3 protein-coding genes and 3 pseudogenes are annotated in these 3,303 nt (G+C 69.1%); 2 read left to right on the top strand and 4 right to left on the bottom strand.

The window, feature by feature from the left end:
* Both ACFVYA_RS49755 and ACFVYA_RS49750 read left to right on the top strand, forming a co-directional pair.
* Positions 1-320: pseudogene (locus ACFVYA_RS49755) on the top strand (hypothetical protein); the annotation flags it as partial.
* A gap of 17 nt (positions 321-337) precedes the next feature.
* A complete protein-coding gene (locus tag ACFVYA_RS49750) occupies positions 338-619 on the top strand; it encodes a hypothetical protein (RefSeq protein WP_387055655.1) in 282 nt (93 codons plus the stop codon).
* Between the two features lie 43 nt (positions 620-662).
* On the opposite strand, the gene ACFVYA_RS49745 is transcribed toward ACFVYA_RS49750, so the two are convergent.
* The 4 genes and pseudogenes from ACFVYA_RS49745 to ACFVYA_RS49730 all read right to left on the bottom strand — a co-directional run.
* The gene (locus ACFVYA_RS49745) at positions 663-1,193 is read right to left on the bottom strand and encodes a tetratricopeptide repeat protein (protein WP_387055653.1); all 531 of its coding nucleotides are present in this window, start codon (positions 1,191-1,193) and stop codon (positions 663-665) included.
* Between the two features lie 39 nt (positions 1,194-1,232).
* Positions 1,233-1,433, bottom strand: a pseudogene (locus tag ACFVYA_RS49740) (tetratricopeptide repeat protein); the annotation flags it as partial.
* 1,100 nt (positions 1,434-2,533) lie between these two features.
* Positions 2,534-2,830: an integrase core domain-containing protein gene (locus ACFVYA_RS49735; protein ID WP_387055650.1), complete on the bottom strand. Its 297-nt coding sequence runs from the start codon at positions 2,828-2,830 to the stop codon at positions 2,534-2,536.
* A pseudogene (locus ACFVYA_RS49730) lies at positions 2,725-3,303 on the bottom strand (hypothetical protein); the annotation flags it as partial. The pseudogene ACFVYA_RS49730 and the gene ACFVYA_RS49735, both read right to left, overlap by 106 nt.

Raw genomic sequence — 3,303 nt, 5'->3', positions numbered from 1 at the left:
CCACAGCGTCCCAGACTCCTTCGGGATCACGCAGATCGCCGTGGATCACCGCGTGGCGGGCGGGATCGCCGTGCTGCTCCAGCAAGATCCGGGAGATCCACCACACCCCCAAACACGGGTCCTGGCTCAACATCGCCGAGATCGAGTTATCCGCACTGTCGCGGCAATGCCTCGACCGCCGCATCAGCGACCTCGACACCCTCAACACCGAACTCGCCGCCTGGCAACACACGATCAACACCGAACGGCGCCAGGTTCACTGGCAGTTCACTACCGACGACGCACGCGTCAAACTCAGCCACCTATACCCCAAGAGTTAGCCGCGACAATCTACTGCGTGCGCCTCTGGCTCTCGTTCACAGATGCGGAGGGAGCAGTAACATCGCCGTGCCCGTCCAGCGCGAGCTGGACGGGCATAATCCCGGTCATCTGGCATGAGCTGACGCTGGCAGGGGCGTTCAACGCGGTTTCCAGCACGTTCCTGGTGAACAGCTTCAGCAAGCCGTCCGGGCCGGTCAGCGCCAAGCCCTCGCGCCTTGGTCTGGGCCACCATTGCCGCCGCCATGGCATGCTCCCGCGCCGGCCGGAACCACTGCGCGGCGGCGCGCCGATCCGGTGAGCTTGCCCGCTGAATCCTGGGTTCCGTCTGTGGGAGCCGGCGATCACCGGGTGCTGTCGAGCATGGTCGCCCGGCAGCGTTGTTCGTCGGTGGCGAGGTGGGCGCGGAGCTCGTCGGCTTCGGGCATGCCGAGGTCGGTGTAGAGGGTCAGCGCGCGCCGGTAGTGCCGCCGGGCTCGAGCGGCCCTGCCGAGCGTGTGCTCGGCGTTGCCGAGGCCGGTGTGGGCACGGGCCTGCTCGTCGAGGAGACCGAGGTCGACCGCGATCGCGTGCGCGGCGGAGTGGTGGGCCAGGGCATCGGCCGGGCGGCCGGCGGCGTGGTCGGCTTCGCCCAGGCCGTTGAGCGCGCTGGCTTCGCCCCTCCGGTCGCCGATCTCGCGGAAGAGGGCGACGGCCTGCTGGGGCTGCCCGGTGGCCAGGCCGAGATGGGTGTGGACGGTGCCGAGGTGGTTCAGCGTCCAGGCCTCGCCGACGCAGTTGGCGAGCTGCCGGTACTGGGCCAGCGCCGTCCGGAGGTGCTCGCTCGCCGCCGCGTACCGGCCCAGTCGCATCTCGACCTTGCCGAGGCTGTTCAATGTCCAGGCTTCGCCGGTGCGGTCCTCGATCCGCCGGAAGAGAGCGAGGGCCTGCGCGAGGTGCTCGGTGGCCGGCTCGGTGCGGCCGAGCTGCCCTTCGGTCTCGCCGAGGTTGGTCAGGGCATGGGCTTCGCCGGTTTGGTGGCCGGTCTGCTGGAACAGGGCCGCGGCCTGCGCGTAGTGGTCGGCGGCGGGCTGGTTGTGGCCCAGCGTGCCCTCGACGACGCCGAGGTTGGTCAGGGCGCGGGCTTCGCCCGCCTGGTCGCCGGCGTGCCGGAACAGCCGCAGGGCCTGGCGGAGCAGTTCAGCAGCCGGTTGGTAGCGGCTCAGGCTCGTCTGGATGACGCCGAGGCTGGTCAGTGCCTGCGCTTCGGCCTGCGGGTCGCCGGCGTGCCGGGCCGCGTCGCGGGCGCGACCGAAGACGGCCAGGGCGTCGGTGAAGTATCCGCTGCTGAGGTATCGGAACAGGGTGGTGGACAGCCGGGCGGTGTGGCCGGGCCAGCCGTGGGCCGCGGTGTGGGCGGCGACAGCGACCAGGGCGACCCGTTCGGTGTCCAGCCAGGCCCGGGCGCGGCCGGGCTCGGTCAGCTCCGGTACCCGGCGGGTCGTTCCGCGGCCGGCGGTTCGTCTCGGCGGGGTGCAGGGTGTCCATCGCGGCGGCGGCGGTGGCCAGGTAGAAGTCGTACAGGCGGGTCAGCGCCACGCGGCGCTCGGGCGGCGGGTCTTCGTCGCCGGTGCGGCCGGTGGCGTAGGCACGGACCAGGGGTGCTCCCGGCGCCGTCCGCGGCGGCCACCGTCGTTTCGCAGGGTCGAGGAGTTGCCGGAGGGCGCAGCCGGACCGGGCCGTCGGCGTGCTGGAAGGCGTTGTCCAGCAGCTCGGCGCCGATGCGATGCTTCCGGACCTGCCGAAGCCGCTGTACACGGTGGCCGACGAGGCTGACCTCGACCTGCCGTATGATCGGTACGACCCGGCGCCGCGAGTGGGAGTACCCGTCCCCACCGACCCGCGGATCACGGGACTTGGCTCGGTGCTACCGCCGTCGGGCATGAGGTTGGTGGCCATCGGCGAGGCGGAGGAGGGCCGTCTGCACAACTTGGACCGTGTGATCCGCGATGAGGTCAAGGCCACCGTCGAATGGCAGGAGACGCCGGCTGAGGTGTCAAGCCCCGGGTTTGATGGAGACTGGATTAGTTGGTTTCCAGGGCCGCGGCGACCGGGTGGGTCATCGCGTGTAGTGCTTCGTATTCGGAGCGCGGGACGTGTCCGAGTTCGCCGTGCAGGCGCCGGTTGTTGTACCTGTGGGGTTCCATAAGTCTGTTACCGGCCCTGACCAGCAGTTCTACGCCGCCCGTTCATACTCGTTGATCAGACCTCCGAGTACCTGCTGTCGCTTGATCCGGTGTGAGTTGAGGTTCGCAACGGGGTGGGTCGGCCGGGGTGGGCGAAGCTCGCGGGAACGGTGCGGCCGTCGACCGTTGTAATGCCGCACGTACTCGGCGAGCACGGCTCGCAGATGCCGCTCGCTGAGGATCAACATGCGGTCGGTGAGCTCGGTTCTGGCTGTGAGCACGAACCGTTCGGCGTAGCAGTTCGCCCGTGGGCAGCGTGGCGGAATCCTGATCGTCTCGATGCCCACGTCGGCCAGGACGACATCGAAGGAGGCTGTGAACTGGCCGGCCCGGTCGCGGATGAGAATCTGAACTCGGCGACTCGATTACCGAGATCCAGCACGAGGTTGCGGATCTGCTGGGTGGTCCACCTACCGTCCGGGTTCGTGGTCGTGCCCAGGACGTGGACGCAGCGGCTGCCGACCTCCAGCACGAAGAACACGTAGACCCGCTTGAGAGTAAGCGCGCAGTCGACGTGGAAGAAGTCGCACGCCAGCATCGTCGATGCCTGCGTGCGCAGAAACTGCCGCCACGTCGTTTCGGTGTGCCGGACCGGCGCGGGAGGTATGCGTGCCCGCTTCAGGATCCGCCGGATCGTCGAGGCACCGACCCGGTGTCCAAGCTTGAGCAGCTCACCCTGAATCCTCTTGTAGCCCCAGCTACGGTTCTCTCTGGCCATCCGTTCGATCAGCCCGGCGATCCCCTCGTCGACGAGTGGACG

Origin of the sequence: Amycolatopsis sp. NPDC058278 (genome assembly GCF_042881395.1) — a bacterium.
Taxonomy (GTDB): Bacteria; Actinomycetota; Actinomycetes; order Mycobacteriales; family Pseudonocardiaceae; genus Amycolatopsis.
The sequence above is the reverse complement of the archived record's forward strand: the minus strand, read 5'-3'. Positions and strand labels throughout refer to the sequence as shown.